Origin of the sequence: Mogibacterium timidum ATCC 33093, from assembly GCF_000525775.1 — a bacterium.
In the GTDB taxonomy this organism is placed as follows: Bacteria; Bacillota; Clostridia; order Peptostreptococcales; family Anaerovoracaceae; genus Mogibacterium; species Mogibacterium timidum.
In genome coordinates, this window is record NZ_JALU01000029.1 from 1 (window position 1) to 16718 (window position 16718).

The following is a 16718-nucleotide window of genomic DNA, read 5'->3' on the forward strand; positions in this document are numbered from 1 at the left end:
TGCGCAGATATTGAATTCAGCTTTTACATTATAAACCTAACGGCGAGGTTGGTCAATTAAATCGACATTTAATCGCTTAATTTTAATCGTTTAATATAGATTAAGGCAGATCAAATAGGTGACAGATTAGAGAGACGTATAGGGCAAGACCGGAACAACCCAAGCAAAGCTCAAATGAACTTGATAAAGCCCGGTGTGATACCGTAGGGATAATGTCCTATTTATCTACCTGCAAATGTCCGGCTCTCAATATGTCCGTATTTCGTGCCATATGAATTAAGAATCCCGTCTAATTATTAATAATCTATTATGAGCATATTAATAAATATTGTCTTATATTGAAAACAATTCACTTCCCCTTTACAATCAATTCATACGAAATAGTGTTCGCAACTAGTAATGAACACGGGAGGAACATATGTCACACATGATTGAGCTGAATCGAGTATCCAAATATTACACCAACAGGGATACTGTCAGTACGGGGCTTTCCAAAGTAAGCCTCAACTTGGACATGGGAGAGTTTGTCGCCATCACCGGTGAGAGCGGCAGCGGCAAATCCACCTTGCTCAACGTCATTTCCGGCCTCGATACCTATGAGGAAGGTGAGATGTTTGTCGGAGGGCAGGATACCAGTGCCTTCAAGACTGTAGATTATGAACGATATAGAAAAACTTATATTGGCAATATTTTCCAGGACTTCAACCTGGTAAACAGCTACACTGTGTACCAGAATATCGAGCTGTCGATGCTTATGTGCGGCATGAAGCGGAGTGAATGCCGTGATCGTGTCAATGAGCTTATCGACCTCGTAGATCTCGGAGAATATAGGAGGACTAAAGCTTCGAGGCTTTCCGGTGGTCAGAAGCAGAGGGTGGCGATTGCGAGAGCGCTGGCCAAGGATGCTCCTATAATCGTAGCCGACGAGCCGACCGGCAATCTCGACTCAGTTTCGGCAGCCAAGGTAATGGAGACTCTGCACCGGATCTCCAAGGATAAGCTGGTTGTCATAGTTACTCACAACTACGAGCAGGCAGAGCCGTTTGTGACACGCAAGATAACTGTGCACGACGGCAAGATTATGGAAGACAAGGAGATAAGGGCGCATCAGAGTATTGACGAGTCCGAGCTTGTGTTGCCGGGAATTGTGTTCGACGAAGAAGATGAACAGCTAGCGGACAGCGACAGAACAGTGAACGAGTCTCCATCAGAGGCAGAAGCAGGAACAGCTGCTGGAGACACGGCAACTGCTTCGATAACAGCGGAGTATGCGGACGTTGCTGACAGGATTGCACATGAAGAAGCCGAGGAAGGGCAAGCAGCGGCTGCTCCGGCTCGCATGAGCAGGGTGGCGAGAAATGCCGGGAGGGAGCCGGCGAAGCCTATTTTTGACATAAGCAAGCGTGCAGACAATGGCAAGAGCGAGCATGCGGACAAACGCACAGAGAGAAGGAAGAGAACTGCGGCGACAGTGACTTGTCGAGACGATATGGGTGTTGGCAACGAGCTTAGGCTAGGTGCGAGAAACACCTTCAACCTGCCGGCCAAGTTTATATTGCTGTTTTTTATCTATGTATTTGTAGCGACATCGGTGCTGAGTCTGTACGCATCTAACAAGAGCTCGCTTCACAACATGGAGATTAGCGGCCTCAACAATCAGTTCTTCACGAATACGAGCCCAGAGCGAATAATCGTCAAGAAGGCGGATAATTCTGCATTTACAGATGAGGATTATGTCAGACTGTCTCGCATGAAGCATGTAAAGAGTATAGTTAAGGAAGATCCTGTGGTTGATTCGATATTCTCGATCAATGCGGATTTCTATGCAGCAGGGTCGCTGCACCCGGATCACAAGATTAAGCAATCTGATCTCACCTATGGCACATTACCGAAGGCAGATAACGACATCGTGCTTGTGACAGATAAGACGACTCAGTCGTATCAGGATATCGTAGCCAACAAGGATGCGATTATCGGCAAGGAGTTTGATTTCGGAGACGATGCAACCGGTGCAACACTGCCGGCAGGCAAGGTTAGAATTACAGGCATCATTATTTACAGCGACGGGGAAGGCTCGAGGATTAACCCGATGTCAGGAACCGTTAAGTACTATTGTTCCGACGCGTTCGCAAGGAAAGTCGTTATCAACTCGTTGAGCAACAAGTCCAAGGCAGTTATCGATTATAACGGTCAGAAGGTTAAGCAGACCAATGCAGGGGCATTCGTCGAACCGAATGCAAATGTTCCCAAGGGTGAAGCATACATCTTTGAAGATCAGAACAAGAACTATAAGGATGAAAAGTGGCAGAATCAACCGCTGGGAATCTCAATTTCAAACATTTATTTCTCTTCATCAGTGTCACTCAAGACGACAAAGAGCGTGACGAAGAGTAACGCTACCAAGCTGCTCGGCATATCCAAGGATGACTATGAGAACAAGACAGCTAAGGTATATATCAATCCTGAGGATTCAGCAGAGCTGTTCAATAAGGGTACCTATCAGGTTAGTGTCTTTGCAGACAACGATCTCAACATTGACGAGCTGGTGACTGCGATTAACAAGACGGGGTTGTATAAGCAATTTGCCATGAAGAAAATGGTGGACAAGAAGAATCCGACACCGCAGATGTTCTTAAGCAGGACAATGGCAATAATATTTACTGCAGTTGCTCTCGTGGTGCTGTTCTTTATAGCGTACATGATAATTCGTCTCATCATGAGATCGAGGAACTCGTACTATGCAACTCTCAGAATCCTCGGCGGTACACGTAAGAATACCAGCGCCATACTCAGAATTGAGCTCCTCATAATGATGGTGATAGCATTGGCAATCGACTTCACAGGCATATTACTGATGAAGGCCGGCTTAGTAAATATCAAGGTGCTCAAGTCTGCGATGATGTTCCTCGATTTCAAGGACTATATCATCCTGACTGCGGCGTTGCTGCTGATGTCACTACTCATCGCTAACAGGTATTCACGCAAGATATTCGGCAGATCAGCCATGAATGTATACAGGGAGGAGGAATAGAAATGATTAAATTGCAGCATGTAAATAAGTATTTCAACAAGCGAAAAGCCAACGAAATACACGTAATCAACGATACCTCTCTGGAGCTGCCTGAAAACGGCGTAGTAGCGCTGCTGGGACCTTCGGGCTGCGGTAAGACTACACTCCTAAATGCAATCGGTGGTCTCGACAAGGTGAATTCGGGACAGATATTTATAGATGATGCCAACATATCCAAGATGAGACCGGCAAAGGTAGATGCGCTCCGCAATGCCAAGATTGGGTATATATTTCAGAACTTCAACCTGCTCGACAGGATGACAGTATTCGAGAACGTTGCGATAGCACTCCGCATGATCGGAATCAAGGATAAACAGGTCATCAAGGAGCGTGTCAACTATTGTCTTAAGTCGGTTGGAATCTATCAGTTTAGGAACAAGACGACAGATGCGCTCTCAGGAGGACAAAGGCAGCGTGTCGCCATCGCGCGTGCCATTGTCAAGAATCCGCGTATCATCATAGCCGATGAGCCAACCGGCAACCTCGATAGTGCCAACACCATTGAGGTCATGAACATCATCAAGACAATCTCCAAGGACAGACTGGTTCTGCTCGTAACACACGAGAAGAAGATCGCCGAATTCTACTCATCACGAATCATAGACATGAGGGATGGCAGGATAACAGGTGATCGCAACAACGATACCGAAAATTTCCTGGATTATCAGCTTGAAAACAGGATATACCTCAAGGACATGCCTAAGCACGACGCTTATACCAATCAGGATGTGCAGTTGGATGTGTACAGCGACGGCTTGTCCGAAGCAGATATCAAGATAGTGCTTAGAGCAGGCAATCTATATATCGACACAGGCGGCAGATACAACGTAGTCGACGAGAACGGTAACATTGAGCTTATAGATGAGCACTATTCAGCGATGGATTCGAGCATTTATGAGAAGAATAGCTTTGAGTACGATAAATACCTCCCGGCAGGCTACGAGGCAAGGTACACCTCGCTCTACACACCATTCAGGATGTTTGCGAACGGATTTCGTACTATAGCTCGCTTCAACAAGCTCAAGAAGCTGCTGCTCATCGGATTTGTGTTTGCATCAATATTCACGTTTGTTTCAATCAGCAACATGTTCGGGGTGCTCAACATCAAGGAGCAGGACTTCCTGACCACTGACAGCAATTACGTGACCGTCAACAATACCAAGAAGGATCCGGCTCTGCTCGGGAAACTGCGGGGTGTATCGGGTGCATATGCGGCTTTCTCCGGTGATACGCAGGCGAAGCTTGTGATGCCCTATACCGAGTATCTGCAAAGCTCTGATTATGAGCTGAAATTCAACGCTTCAGTCACGCCGGTCGGCACGCTCAAGCAATCCGAGCTGGTCAGTGGCAAGCTGCCTGCAGACGAGCGAGGCGTGGTCATAGATAGGATGCTGACTCGTAAGCTCTTTAAGTCCAGGACGGTGCAGCAGGTTGGAATTATCAAGGAAAAAGATTTCATCGGGCGCAAGCTCAAGGTCAAGAATCTGGGAGAATTTACGATCACAGGTATTTCCAATGTCAACTCGCCATCTGCCTTCTTCGCCGACAAGCTTTGCCAGGACGTGCTTATGTACAGCGCAAACGGTTCTACTCTGGAAGGCCCGGAGAGTCTGCCGGCAGACCCGGATGGTAACGATAGCTCGGACGGTGACGGCGGCAATCAGAATTCTGCAAATCCAATCATCGATTACGCGTATGCGCCGGCTTCAACCAAGATCAAGAAGGGTAATGCGCCTGCAAATGATTACGAAGCAGTAGTCCGCGATACTCACGAGGAGGAGATGCCTCTCGGCAAGGAAATAGCCACCAAGGTGAACGGTCATAAGCTCAAGGTTGTCGGATATTATACGACAGATTTTCAGGATGACGACGCTGTCTTCACGACTAACAATACGCTTCTGCTGAATTATATCTCGAAGCAGCGCAGTGTCTCCGTATACTCGCATGATCCTGATGCATTAGTCATGAAGCTTCAGGATGCAGGCTATTCAGCTCAGAACAATTACGATCGTGATCGGGAGAATTACATAAAGTCCGAGACCAAGAATTTCCGCAAGACGATGACAGCAGCCGGTCTGATGATATTGATAGCTCTGATAGAGATGTATCTTATGCTCAGATCATCCTTCCTATCCAGAATCAAGGAGGTGGGAACGATGAGAGCGATAGGCCTTAAGAAGAGGGATGTCTACAGGATGTTCATGGGAGAAATTATCGTGATAACGTTGATCACGGCAATACCGGGCATAGCAGCGGCATATTATGTGCTGGGCAATACCACCGAGATATTTGGCTCCAAGTTTCTGATAGCTCCTTGGGTAGCGCTTCTGACGTTCGCGCTGTTGCTCATCTTCAACCTGGTAGCGGGGTTGATACCGGTTATCAGGACTATGCGCAAGACGCCTGCTGCGATACTGGCAAGGACAGACATCTAAGCACTTTTATCATTGTGCTGATACCCGGCACCTGCGGCGCATACAATGCTGCTGTTCAGAAGAGGCTGTGCCTTTTGAAAGAGCTTTGATTATGGTATAATTTTAAAAAATTCAGTGCATTCGCCAAGTTGTGGACGCTTCAGGTTCCGATGACAGGACAAGTGTTCTCAGCTTGGCGAGTATGTATTAATCTAAGCCGAGGAGGGCAATGATGGCTAGCGATAGAGATAATTCACAAGAAACCGCGATGAGAAGTAATTTCATTCACAACATGATAGATGAAGACCTGGCGGAGGGAAAGTATCAAGACGTGTATACGAGATTTCCGCCGGAGCCCAATGGGTATTTGCATATAGGCCACGCTAAATCCATTTGCCTTAACTTCGGAACGGCCAAGAAATACGGCGGCAAGTGCAATCTCAGATACGACGATACCAATCCGGTAAAGGAAGATCTCGAGTACGTAAAATCAATCGAGGCTGACGTGCACTGGCTCGGGTTCGAGTGGGATGAGAAGAGATGGGCTTCCGATTACTTCGACACTATGTATGATGCAGCGATTGAACTGATCAATAAGGGCAAGGCATATGTCTGCAACCTCACAGCGGAGGAGATCAAAGAGTACAGGGGGACACTTACCGAGCCGGGTAAGGAGAGCCCTTATAGAAATAGAACTGTAGAGGAAAACCTTACTCTATTCGAGGATATGAGAGACGGAAAGTATGGAGATGGCGAGGCAGTGCTGCGTGCCAAGATTGACATGAGCTCTCCTAACATCAACATGAGGGATCCGATCATTTACAGGGTTGCTCACGCTACTCATCACAATACCGGCGACAAGTGGTGCATTTATCCTATGTATGACTTCGCACATCCAATCGAGGATGCTATAGAAGGCATCTCGCACTCCATATGTACGCTTGAGTTCGAGGATCACAGACCGCTGTATGACTGGGTTCTCGACGAAGTCGGATTCTGGGATCCGCAGCCAAGGCAGATTGAGTTTGCCAGACTTAATATCACCAACACGCTCATGAGCAAGAGATATCTCAAGAAGCTCGTTGATGAGGGCACTGTTTCCGGCTGGGATGATCCGCGTATGCCTACAATTGCCGGCATCAGAAGGCGTGGATACACACCGGAGGCTATCAGAAGCTTTTGTGACGACATCGGTGTGGCAAAGGCCAATTCTACAGTCGATTTTGCTCAGCTCGAGGCATGCGTTCGTGACGATCTGCAGTTCAAGGTCGCAGCACGCAATGTAGTAATGAACCCGATCAAGGTGGTAATCACCAACTACCCGGAGGATCAGATTGAGATGTGTGCAGTTGAGAACAACAGAAATGCTCCGGAGCTCGGTGAACGAGAGCTTCCGTTCAGTCGTGAGCTGTGGATTGACGGAGAAGATTTCATGGAAGTACCTGTGAAAAAGTACTTTAGACTCTTCCCGGGTAACGAAGTCAGGCTCAAGGGCGGCTACTTCATCACTTGCGATGAGGTTATCAAGAATGAGGACGGTTCTATCAAGGAACTGCATTGCACATACGATCCTAATACCAAGAGCGGTACAGAAGGCGGAAACCGTAAGGTCAAGGGCACGATTCACTTTGTAGAGGCATCGACGGCAGTTAGAATCAAGATTCGCGAGTATCGGTCGCTGATGATTGAGAATGATAAAGGTGAGCTCGAGCTCAACCCGGATTCGCTCACTGAGACATGGGGCTATGCGGAGCCATCAGCAGCTGATGCCAAGGCTGGCGAGAGATTCCAGTTCTTCCGCAAGGGCTACTACATTGTCGACAGCGAGCTGACAACGGACGACGAGAAGGTGTTTAACAGCATCGTGAGTCTCAAAAGCTCCTGGAGAAAATAGAAATTACTGTAAATGGGGTGGTAACGATAGATAGCTTATTTACATCCGTACTGGCATTTGTTGAGAATAATCCGATTTTTGCAAAATACATAACTACGGGTTCAAGGTGGATCTTCGTAATTTTGGCAGTGTTCATCCTTATGAAGTCCATCATGTCCCTGCTTTCGACGCGGGTAACTCCGGAGGTCTGGGGCTATCTCTATGTCGATAACGGTGTATCACTGCCTATCACACACTGGGAGAATATTATCGGGCGGTCATCATCGGTCGACCTGCGCATTCAGCTGGATACGATTTCCAATACGCAGGCGCTTTTAATTCGCCGCAAAGACGGCAAGTGGATGTTCAAGGACCTCAACTCCAAGAACGGGACTATCATCAACGGAATCCAGCTCATTCCACGCAAAAAATATATTATAAATCCCGGAGACGAGATTGTCATGGGCGGAGCTAAATGCACGCTCGCGGCGATTAGTGTTGAAGAGGAGAAAAACAATGACGCTATGCGCTCGATGGACAAGAAGCCTGTCTCGCCATGGCCACTGATGGTTGCAATCACAGCGTTTCAGTTTCTAACGATGATTCAACTGATTATTGGCATGGGTACGGCTCTGACTCCGGGGGCGCTTCTTTCAATTCCGCTGCTTTCGTTAACCATGTGGATTTATGTCATACTGTTTAGAGCTATGGGAAGTAAGGGCTTCGAGATGGAGCTGATTGCCTTTTTCATGTCGACGATTGGGCTGGCGGTTACAACCTCGACCAATCCTGCTCTGACGATGAAGCAGTATATAGCGACACTTGTGGGAATTTTTATCTTTATATTTATGTGCATCTATATGCGTGATCTCAAGAGAACTGAGAAGCTCAAGCCGGTATTGGCAGTTCTCTCGGTGGGACTGCTGTTGTTCAACATAGTCTTTGGAACCACTAAGTTCGGTGCAGCCAACTGGGTTTCGCTCGGCGGCATATCGATTCAGCCGTCCGAGATTGTCAAGCTTGCATTCATCTGCATCGGTGCAGCAACTATGGAGAACCTGTTCAACAAGAAAAACCTATACGGATTCATGCTGTTCTCTCTATTCTGCCTGGCGTGTCTGGCCAAGATGGGCGACTTTGGTACGGCTCTCATATTCTTTGTCACATATCTCGTAATTTCGTTCCTCAGGAGCGGAGACTTCTCGAGACTGATACTGACGATTGGCGCTGCGGGCATCATGGGCATCATGGTTCTCAGATTCAAACCGTATATAGCCAGCCGCTTCAAGGCGTGGGGACACGTCTGGGAACCGGATTTTGTCAACGGCATGGGCTTTCAGCAAACTCGAACCATGTCGTATGCGTCGGGCGGCGGTCTGCTCGGACTCGGTGCGGGTAACGGCTCGCTCAAGACTGTGGGCGCGTCCAATACCGACCTTGTCTTTGGATTCGTAACTGAGGAATGGGGGCTTGTTATTGCCATCCTGCTGGTGCTCTGCATCATCACGCTTTCGCTGTTCGCAGTCAACTCGATCATCGCCGGCCGTTCGACCTTCTACACTATCGGAGCGTGTGGAGCAGCTACAATGATGATTTTCCAGACGATGCTGAATATCTTCGGGGCAGTTGATTTGTTCCCGCTCACCGGAGTCACCTTCCCGTTTATATCGACGGGAGGCACGAGTGCGATGTGCTCGTGGGCAATGCTCGCTTACTTCAAGGCCGCGGATATGCGCAAGGACGCAAGTCTCGCAATCAAGAGGAGGGCGTAGCATGGTTTTAACTGAAGGAGGTAGCGTATGCGCAAATTAGAGCGAAGAGCGAACATCTGCCTGCTGCTGGCTGCGACTCTATTTATCGGAATACTGATATTCACATGGAGATTCGTCACCAAGGGACAGGAATGGGCGAGCTTCTATGGCAATAGGCAGATATATACAAATGGCGAGATTAACAGAGGGACGATATACGATCGCAATGGTGTTATGCTTTTAAATTGCACCAAGGATGGACTCATATATCCCTCTGACCCGTCGCTTCGCAGGGCGACAGTGCATGTTGTAGGAGATCCAAAGGGCAACATCGCAACAGGCGCTATCAATATGTGGAAGCCGCAGCTTATCGGCTACGATTTGCTCAACGGTACATACGATACTAACAAGGATGGCAGCAAGATTAAGCTGACGATAGATTCCAAGGCTAACCTCGCAGCCTACAACGCGCTGGGCAAGAGGCAGGGGATGGTCGGAGTGTTCAACTACAAGACCGGAGAGATAATGGCGATGGTATGCACTCCGGCTGTAGATCCTAAGGGAACGCTGCCTAATTCCAATTCGTCAGAGTATTTCAACACATTCATATCCGGAAGCATGACGCCGGGCTCGACCTTCAAGACGATTACTGCCGCAGCGGCGATAGACAATGTTGATGATATAGACAGCTTTGAATATACGTGCAGTGGAGTTACCTATGTAAACGGTTCGCCTATAAGGTGCACCAACGGTCAGGCTCACGGTCATGTGGACTTTGAGATGGCTCTTGCTAAGTCGTGCAACGGTGCCTTCGGAGAGATTACTCGCAAGATTGGTGCGAGCAACATGAAGGAATACGTCAAGAAGGTCGGGCTTACGAATTCCCTCAACATTAGCGGAATCAAGACGGCAAAGGGCAAGTTTAATTTCCCGGCTGACGACCCAATAAAACTCAGCTGGGCGGGAATCGGACAGGCGGACGATCTAGTCAACCCGGCTTCAATGATGGTCTATATGGGCTCGATTGCAAATGGCGGCAAGGCTGTAAATCCATATCTCATCGGCTCATCAAGCTTCCTCAAGAAGGTGACAGGCGGCGACTCGCTTGGGAAATACCTCAGCGAAGCGACTGCAGATAGACTTAAGAGCATGATGAAGAACGACGTCAAGGTCACATATGGTGAGAGTAACTTCAGAGGACTGGATATCTATGCCAAGTCAGGAACAGCGGAGACAGGGGATGGAGATCCGGATGCTTGGTTTGTGGGCTTTATAGATGATCCAAAGCATCCGTATGCGTTTGTTTCGTGGGTGCGTCATGGCGGCACGGGCTTCAAGGTTGCGGGACCGGTGGCGTACAAAACTCTGATTGCGTTGGTACAGAATAATTAGAAAGAGATAATCGGATAGAACAATAGAGTTTGAATAGAAGATATTTTACTGAAAATGGCTTATTTTCAAGGGCTATAGCCCGTTTGAATGAGCAACTGGGACAAAATTGGGTAAAGATTTCAAAAAGAATAAATTGAGTAATAGCCCCCAGTGGCTTTACAAGAAAATACAAAAAATGAGACCGTAGCTTAATTGTTACGGTCTCAATACATATCTGAAGATCCAAGCTTTTACTTCACCCATCTTCATTCTGTATGGCGGCAATCGATATAAGAGTGCTTTCTTTACGGTGGTAGCGAAGAGACTTAGAGCCATATCAGAGCTTGATAACGAAAAGAGGTGCTTCAATCGAATCACCTCTTTTCGTTTCCGGTCCATATCTAAATATATCTAAAAGTAATAGAGCTAATTTGTTTGAGAAGTAGCCGTCTCTATCGCCTTAGCTTCATCCACAACATATGAACCTTCTCTCTTCTTGAAGAAGCGAAGCACGATGTAGAGAAGTACCAGTCCAACAGCGAGTGCAACCCATGGCGACTCCATGATTCCTGCAATTATGTATGACACTGTGGATACGCAGAGCACGGTAACAGCATAAGGCAGCTGTGTTTCAACGTGGCTGAGGTGCCTAACGGCAGCACCTGCGGACGACATTATAGTTGTATCTGAGATTGGTGAGCAGTGATCTCCGCAAACTCCACCGGCCATGCAAGCCGAGATGAGAACAATCATCATGTCAGGCCTGTTCGATGTAACAGCGAGGGCGATAGGAATCAATATTCCGAAGGTTCCCCACGATGTACCCGATGCGAATCCGAGTGCGCAGGATACTACGAAGAACAGCGCAGGTATGATAACGACGAATCCGCCGGGAACCTTATCCATCATATTTGCAACGAACCTGGCTAGTCCGAGCGAGTCTGTCATACCCTTGAGTGTCCAAGCCATCGAGAGTACGAGGATAGGCGATACCATGGATTTGAAGCCTTCAGGTATGCACTCCATGAGCTCCGCAAATGGAACCACTCTTCTGATTAAATAGTAAACTACAGTGATGACGAGAGCTACCGTGCTTCCGAGCACTAACGATGTAGCTGCATCACAGCCGGCAAATGCATCGACGAATGCCTTACCCTTCCAGAAGCCGCCGGTGTACAGCATTCCGATGACGCACGAGATAATTAGTACGATTACAGGGAATACCAAATCCATAACGGTGCCCTGATGAACAGTATCGGCAGCGTCGTCGTTTTTGAGAGCCGCAGCATCCTTTACGGTAAATAAATCTCCTTCTTCAGCCGCATTCTTCTCGTATACAGCCATCTTGCCATAGTCGAAGTTCATCGTGATAATCATGAACATCATAGCGATAGTCAGGAGAGCGTAGAAGTTGTAAGGGATAGCCTGGATAAATACGGATAGACCGTTCTTGCCCTGAACGAAACCGCTGACAGCAGCAGCCCAAGACGATATAGGTGCAAGGATGCAGACCGGAGCAGCAGTCGCGTCAATCAGATAAGCGAGCTTAGCTCTCGATACGTTGTATTTGTCTGTGAGCGGCTTCATAACGCTTCCAACCGTCAGACAGTTGAAATAGTCATCAACGAAAATCATTAGACCGAGAGCTACAGTAGAGTACTCTGCGCCGCGACGGGTTCTGATTTTCTGAGCAGCCCAGCTGCCAAACGCAGCCGAGCCGCCGGATAGATTCATCATGGATACGAGCATTCCCAAGATTACGAGGAAGACGAGTATTCCCACGTTGCCGGGAGTTGACAGCGACGTTACAAATCCGTCGATCATGACGTGGTTCATAAACTTTGAGAAATCCATGCCCGAATACAGCAGGCCGCCCGCGAGTATTCCGATGAACAGCGAGCTGTATACTTCCTTGGTGATCAGCGCCAAGCCGATAGCGACGATTGGTGGCAGCACAGCCCAGCCTGTAGCGTAGAGTGCCGGTTTACTGTCAGCCGCCATGGCGATAATAGGCATCGCGGTGATAAATAGAGCAGCAAGTCCGAATACGTACAAAATTCTGTTTCTGTTAATGCGTATCATTTGTAAAACCTCCGTGAAAATAAAATAGCCATGAATAACGTCTGAAACGTATCCATGGTTCGTACGTTAGTAATACAAAAATGCATCAACTATATACCATTGATAGCGCTCCACATTTTACGATGTGACAGTTCGGCGCATATTATGCACCGGCCCAGGAAATATCTCGGGGTAGATATGACCTTCGGCGGATTTCCCTTTTTCAAGCAGCAGCTTCCCCAAGCTGTAGCTACAGGATACTATTGAGCTCCGCGACCTCTATCGAGTCAGTCTTATTCAAAAGCTACATTGATTCAATAATATCTCAACAAAAAAGTCAAGTAAAATCCAAAAATAATTAATAAATTTGTACAATTTCACAATTCCACAAATAGACTATAAATAAAAATATCCTTAACATTAATCTTCATCTGCGCAGCAGCATCACATAATAAAACTAATCATCCCGGAAATTCACAAAACCCATTCAATTTTATTCATTAGCTTCTACAAAAATTTGCTCGAATGGTATAATTACCTTAAGGCGCAGGCGCAGGAGCAAATTGATATTCGTAGGTACTGCTAGTTCTTTTGTATGGATGACTGCAAACATTAAGGAGGCGCAAAATGATCAAGGAATATACAGCGGAAGAAATTACAGAAATAATAAATAACAGGGATAAAAAAGAACGGCTAGTGATAGAGGAAAGCGTAATCAAGGGCGCAGACCTCGAAGGCTGCGATTTAACCAACACCACATTCAGACTATGCCGCTTCGAGGACTGCATCCTTGCCGGTGCCGACTTCAGCGACTCCAGTATTTCGGGTACGTTATTCCTGAATTGCCCGATGCACGCCTGCCGCTTCGTCGGAACCGATATGACAGAAACCATCTTTCGCGATATAGATCTTTCGGACAGCGACATCAGTGGAGCAAATTTATACGCCGCCGTCCTCGAGGATGCCAATCTCGATGGCGTCATATCAGATGCGGACACCAAGTGGTTCAGACAGGTACCTCCGGAAGAAGGCCCCTTTATAGCTTGGAAATGCTGTACTGACCTTAGAGTAGTGCAACTGCTTGTACCGGCAGATGCCAGAAGAGTATCCGCGACAATGGAGACCTGCAGATGTGATAAGGCCAAAGTCCTTTCTATCAAGAGCATAGACGAAAGTATCAGTTATGATTGGGCACAGTCGACAGTAGATCCGGATTTCTATTATGAAAAGGGTAAGTGGATGGTGCCTGCAAACGGATTTGAACCTGACAGATGGAAGGATTCATCAAGAGGAATCCACTTCTTTATGGAGCGGGAACAATGCATAGCCTATCAAACAAAATAAGCGTAAAAAACAGCAAGTTTGTGCGCAGCGGAAAGTGCAATTATTTCATAATAATTTATAAAAAAAATATAAATTTATAACACAAAAACAAGATAAACAGGAGTTTGTAACAAAAAAATATCCACAAAACTAAAAATGTTTGTGATTAATGTCAAAAAAATGCAAAAATACACAAAAAGACTTTGTTTGACTGGAAATGTATTCATTTGTATAATTCAATTATATTTATGACAAGTTTAATACCGTTAAACTTAAGGAGGTAAGTAGATGAAAGTAATTATGTCGGGCAACGAAGCTATTGCTCGCGGCGCATACGAAGGCGGCTGCCAGTTTGCTTCGGCTTATCCCGGTACTCCAAGCACCGAGATCCTCGAGAATATGCCTCAGTACAAGGATGATGTGTACTCAGAGTGGGCTCCTAATGAAAAGGTCGCTGCAGAGGCTGCTATCGGTGCATCTATTGCAGGTGTCAGATCTTTCTGCGCGATGAAGCACGTAGGTGTTAACGTAGCTGCAGACCCAATCTTTACAGTTGCATACACAGGAGTAACAGGCGGATTTGTAATCGTTTCTGCTGACGACCCGGGTCAGCACAGCTCCCAGAATGAGCAGGATAACAGGAACTACGCTAAGGCAGCCAGACTCCTTATGCTGGAACCATCCAACTCTCAGGAGTGCAAGGACTACATGAAGATGGCATTCGGTCTTTCCGAGAGATTCGATGCTCCGGTTCTTTTCCATGTAACTACAAGAGTCTGTCATTCAAAGGGAATCGTAGAACTCGGCGATAGAGAAGAGCACGAGTACGTTCCATATAAGAAGCAGATTGCCAAGTATGTTTCCGCTCCGGCAAATGCTAAGAAGATGAGAGTTAATCTCGAGAAGAAGCTTGCTGATATGGAAGCATATGCAAATGAAATCGAGATCAACCAGCCTGAATGGCATTCGACTAAGATTGGTGTCGTTACATCCGGTATTTCGTATCAGTACGCAAAGGAAACCTTTGGCGAGGATGCTTCATATCTCAACCTTGGGATGACCTTCCCGCTGCCAACAGATCTTATCAAGGATTTCTGCAGCAAGGTAGACAAGGTATACGTAATCGAAGAGATGGATCCTTACCTGCAGGAGTTCCTCGAGGGACACGGAATCGAGTGCATTGGCAACCAGCAGATTCCTAAATTCGATGAGCTCAACACGGATATCGTTAGAGAGGCACTCACAGGAGTTAAACCTGAATCCTATGAGTCAGAGCTTAAGTCGGTTGTTCGCCCTCCAACGCTCTGTGCAGGATGCCCGCACAGAGGCTTCTTCCAGGCTATCAAGAAGAAAAAGGGCCTTATGATCAATGGAGACATCGGTTGCTATACTCTCGGAGCAAACGAGCCGCTAAGTGCTCTTGATACAGCAATCTGTATGGGAGCTTCCCTGTCTATGGCTCACGGTGCATCGCAGGCGTACAAGGTAGCCGGTGCAAAGACTAAGGCAGTAGGTGTTCTTGGAGACTCCACATTCTTCCACAGCGGCATTACAAGCTTAATGGATGCGGTATATAATCAGAGCGACAGCATCAGCGTGATCCTCGACAACAGAATCACAGGTATGACTGGTCACCAGCAGAACCCCGGAACAGGCTTCACTCTCATGGGCAAGCCGGCACCGGAGGTTGATATACCTGCGCTTGTTAAGGCTGTCGGAATCAAGGAAGAGAACATTTACGTTGTAAATCCTCTTCATCTTGATGAGGTCGATAAGGCGCTTGATGCTTGCATCGAGAAGGATGAGCCTACTGTAATTATTACAAGATGGCCATGCGTACTTAAGAAGTTCAGCCAGCAGGATCTCGAAGAGTTCACAGGACTCCACAAGACTCAGTGTCACATCATTCAGGATAAGTGCAGAAACTGCAAGGCTTGTGTAAGAACAGGCTGCCCGGCGCTCATGTCCTCAAAGGATGATGTTGTTATCGATGTTAATAGCTGCGTAGGCTGCACAGTCTGCAAGCAGGTATGCCCATTTGATGCTATTGAGGAGGTGCAGAGATAATGAGTGAAGTTAAGAATATTCTCCTCGTAGGAGTAGGTGGACAGGGAACAATCCTTGCAAGTAAGATTCTTACGAGCGGTCTGATGGAAGCCGGATATGATGTTAAGATGAGTGAGATCCACGGAATGTCACAGCGTGGCGGAAGTGTAAGCACTCAGGTTAGATACGGTGATGAGGTTCATTCTCCAATCGTTGGAAAGGGATCGGCTGACGTAATCGTTGCTTTCGAGACTATGGAGGCTCTCAGATGGCTCGAATACCTCAAGGTTGGCGGCAAGATGGTAGTTAACAATTTCAAAATCAACCCTGCTCCGGTCAACCTGGGTAAGGCGGAGTATCCGGAAGCAATTCTTGAAGATCTCAAGGCAAAGTGCCCGGTAACAGCTGTAAAGGCTGGCGAAATCGCTACAGAGCTTGGAAATGCCAAGGCTATGAACGTCGTACTTCTCGGAGCGCTCGTTAAGGCTATCGGCACTCTCGACGATGTAGACTGGGATGCTCAGATTGAGAAGAATGTCAAGCCTAAGTTTGTCGAGCTCAACAAGAAGGCATTCAAGGCCGGATACGATCTGTAAGATATTATATTTAGTTTATTCATATCTGTTGATAATGAAACAAGCTGTTGGGAGAGGGTGATGCCCTCTCCCTTTTTATAGTTATTCTCCGGGAGAACCACAGACCGGGAGAACCACAGACATAGTACATATATATTTTTGCCATGCTGCGTATAGCCCCCTAAATTTGCTGCATTGCGCTCGTGGTATGCTATAATATAGGAGTTTAGTGGA

The 16718-nt window shown here is 47.1% G+C and carries 9 protein-coding genes and 1 riboswitch; of the genes, 8 read left to right on the forward strand and 1 reads right to left on the reverse strand.

What is annotated here, in order from left to right:
* Positions 1–418 precede the first annotated feature (418 nt).
* The 5 genes from HMPREF0581_RS07685 to HMPREF0581_RS07705 all read left to right on the forward strand — a co-directional run bounded on the left by HMPREF0581_RS07685 (position 419) and on the right by HMPREF0581_RS07705 (position 10500).
* Positions 419–3031, forward strand: coding sequence for an ABC transporter ATP-binding protein/permease (locus HMPREF0581_RS07685; RefSeq protein WP_036382045.1), 2613 nt, complete (start codon positions 419–421; stop codon positions 3029–3031).
* Positions 3032–3033: 2 nt separating this feature from the next.
* On the forward strand, positions 3034–5505 hold the full coding sequence (locus tag HMPREF0581_RS08425; protein ID WP_051426978.1) for an ABC transporter ATP-binding protein/permease: 2472 nt from the start codon (positions 3034–3036) through the stop codon (positions 5503–5505).
* A gap of 211 nt (positions 5506–5716) precedes the next feature.
* A complete protein-coding gene (locus HMPREF0581_RS07695) occupies positions 5717–7378 on the forward strand; it encodes a glutamine--tRNA ligase/YqeY domain fusion protein (RefSeq protein ID WP_036382047.1) in 1662 nt (553 codons plus the stop codon).
* Between the two features lie 17 nt (positions 7379–7395).
* A complete protein-coding gene (locus HMPREF0581_RS07700; protein WP_036382049.1) occupies positions 7396–9129 on the forward strand; it encodes an FtsW/RodA/SpoVE family cell cycle protein in 1734 nt (577 codons plus the stop codon).
* A gap of 27 nt (positions 9130–9156) precedes the next feature.
* The gene (locus tag HMPREF0581_RS07705) at positions 9157–10500 is read left to right on the forward strand and encodes a penicillin-binding transpeptidase domain-containing protein (protein WP_036382051.1); all 1344 of its coding nucleotides are present in this window, start codon (positions 9157–9159) and stop codon (positions 10498–10500) included.
* A 405-nt stretch (positions 10501–10905) separates the two neighbouring features.
* Here HMPREF0581_RS07705 and HMPREF0581_RS07710 read toward each other — a convergent pair whose 3' ends face one another.
* A complete protein-coding gene (locus tag HMPREF0581_RS07710) occupies positions 10906–12561 on the reverse strand; it encodes a Na+/H+ antiporter NhaC family protein (RefSeq protein WP_009643317.1) in 1656 nt (551 codons plus the stop codon).
* Positions 12562–12656: 95 nt separating this feature from the next.
* Positions 12657–12830: riboswitch (Lysine riboswitch) on the reverse strand.
* 337 nt (positions 12831–13167) lie between these two features.
* Here HMPREF0581_RS07710 and HMPREF0581_RS07715 point away from each other — a divergent pair.
* The 3 genes from HMPREF0581_RS07715 to HMPREF0581_RS07725 all read left to right on the forward strand — a co-directional run bounded on the left by HMPREF0581_RS07715 (position 13168) and on the right by HMPREF0581_RS07725 (position 16505).
* Positions 13168–13884 (forward strand): pentapeptide repeat-containing protein, encoded by a 717-nt coding sequence (locus HMPREF0581_RS07715; RefSeq protein ID WP_009643321.1) that lies wholly within the window; start codon positions 13168–13170, stop codon positions 13882–13884.
* A 267-nt stretch (positions 13885–14151) separates the two neighbouring features.
* Entirely contained in the window at positions 14152–15930 is a 1779-nt protein-coding gene (gene iorA / locus HMPREF0581_RS07720; protein WP_009643334.1) for an indolepyruvate ferredoxin oxidoreductase subunit alpha, read from the forward strand.
* Positions 15930–16505: an indolepyruvate oxidoreductase subunit beta gene (locus HMPREF0581_RS07725; RefSeq protein WP_009643326.1), complete on the forward strand. Its 576-nt coding sequence runs from the start codon at positions 15930–15932 to the stop codon at positions 16503–16505. The genes iorA and HMPREF0581_RS07725 overlap by 1 nt, the downstream gene beginning before the upstream one ends.
* The last annotated feature ends 213 nt before the right edge of the window (positions 16506–16718 follow it).

Bases quoted from the DNA above. Each gene is read 5' to 3' on its own strand.
- HMPREF0581_RS07695 (WP_036382047.1), top strand. From the start codon at position 5,717: ATGGCTAGCGATAGAGATAATTCACAAGAAACCGCGATGAGAAGTAAT.
- HMPREF0581_RS07705 (WP_036382051.1), top strand. From the start codon at position 9,157: ATGCGCAAATTAGAGCGAAGAGCGAACATCTGCCTGCTGCTGGCTGCG.
- HMPREF0581_RS07710 (WP_009643317.1), bottom strand. From the start codon at position 12,561: ATGATACGCATTAACAGAAACAGAATTTTGTACGTATTCGGACTTGCT.
- HMPREF0581_RS07685 (WP_036382045.1), top strand. From the start codon at position 419: ATGTCACACATGATTGAGCTGAATCGAGTATCCAAATATTACACCAAC.
- HMPREF0581_RS07725 (WP_009643326.1), top strand. From the start codon at position 15,930: ATGAGTGAAGTTAAGAATATTCTCCTCGTAGGAGTAGGTGGACAGGGA.
- iorA (WP_009643334.1), top strand. From the start codon at position 14,152: ATGAAAGTAATTATGTCGGGCAACGAAGCTATTGCTCGCGGCGCATAC.
- HMPREF0581_RS08425 (WP_051426978.1), top strand. From the start codon at position 3,034: ATGATTAAATTGCAGCATGTAAATAAGTATTTCAACAAGCGAAAAGCC.
- HMPREF0581_RS07715 (WP_009643321.1), top strand. From the start codon at position 13,168: ATGATCAAGGAATATACAGCGGAAGAAATTACAGAAATAATAAATAAC.